Origin of the sequence: Neisseria shayeganii 871 (assembly GCF_000226875.1) — a bacterium.
Lineage (GTDB): Bacteria > Pseudomonadota > Gammaproteobacteria > Burkholderiales > Neisseriaceae > Eikenella > Eikenella shayeganii.
This window is the reverse complement of sequence record NZ_JH164948.1, coordinates 1-518: the sequence shown is the minus strand read 5'-3', so window position 1 is coordinate 518 and position 518 is coordinate 1. Positions and strand designations below refer to the sequence as shown.

General features: G+C 62.7%; 1 pseudogene. It reads right to left on the bottom strand.

Annotated features, from left to right (window positions below):
• Window positions 1-14: 14 nt before the first annotated feature.
• Window positions 15-518, bottom strand: a pseudogene (locus HMPREF9371_RS10915) (IS630 family transposase); the annotation flags it as partial.

Here is a 518-nt window from a genome sequence, read left to right as displayed (position 1 = left end):
TCTACTTCAGCCCCTTAATTAATTACATACCCAGCCGATCTGAAGTAATTGGCACACTCTTGAGCCGAGAACAGATCAACCAGCTGCCCCATGCGCTGCCACAGCGCACCCACCGTGCGCTCCCCGGCCCTGCGCAGCAGCGCCTTGAACTTGGCAAACAGCTTCTCGATGGGGTTCAAATCCGGCGAGTACGGCGGCAGATAGCGAATGCCGGCCCCCACGCCCTCGATGGCTTCTCGCACACCCGCCACCTTGTGGCTGGAGAGGTTGTCGGCAATGACGATGTCGCCAGGGCGAAGTGTCGGGCACAGGAAGGTTTTGACCCACGCCAGAAACACGGCGCCATTGATGGGGCCATCGGTCACCATCGGGGCCGTCAGCGCATCACAGCGCAAGGCGGCAATGAAGGTGCTGGTCTTCTAGTGCCCATGCGGGGCGCTGGCCACGCAACGCTGCCCGCGTGGTGCCCGCCCGCGCAGCGGCGTCATGCAGGTGCTGCTCCAGGTCTCGTCCAGAAA